This is a genomic window from Neobacillus paridis, assembly GCF_016765675.1.
In the GTDB taxonomy this organism is placed as follows: domain Bacteria; phylum Bacillota; class Bacilli; order Bacillales; family Cytobacillaceae; genus Neobacillus; species Neobacillus paridis.
Map to the genome: position 1 here is coordinate 1 of NZ_JAESWB010000199.1, position 629 is coordinate 629.

General features: G+C 60.6%; 1 protein-coding gene. It reads right to left on the reverse strand.

The window, feature by feature from the left end; all coding sequences use genetic code 11:
- Nucleotides 1-629 (reverse strand): EAL domain-containing protein (locus JK635_RS28515; RefSeq protein ID WP_202654701.1); only part of this gene is annotated, 629 nt, incomplete at both ends.

Genomic DNA, 629 nt, shown 5'->3' on the forward strand with positions numbered 1-629 from the left:
CAGCGCATGCGCCATCGAGACAATCGCCTCGAACAATGCGGCATCCGCAGGGCTGTGGAGCATTTGCGACGTGAAGGCGCGGTCGACCTTCAAACCATCCATGTCCAGACGCTTCAGCTGCGCCAGGCATGAATAGCCGGTGCCAAAGTCGTCCACGTACAGCTTGATCCCAGTCCTTTGGATGGCTTTCAGTTCTTCCACCGCCTGTCCATCTTCGGCAATCGTGGCGGACTCGGTAATTTCCACTTCAATCAGACTGGCATCCAGGCCGTTGCCCGCCAGGGCGCTATCCAGGATGGCGCTCACGGTGCCGGCGTCGATCTGTTGTGCCGCGACATTGACGGAAACCGGTACGACATCCAGTCCTTCTTCCTTCCACCGCGCCTGCTGCAGGCAGGCCATGCGGATCACTTCTTCGCCCAACGCCACGATCAGCCCGGCCTTTTCGGCCATCGGAATGAACTCGACCGGCGGTATCAGGCCTCTTTCCGGATGATTCCAGCGCACCAGCGCTTCCATGCTGGTGATCTCTCCGGTGTCGCCCCTCACTCTTGGCTGATAGTGCAGCACCAGTTCACCGCGCCCGATCCCGCGCTTCAGCTCGGCCTGGCGTGTCAGCTGCATGAACA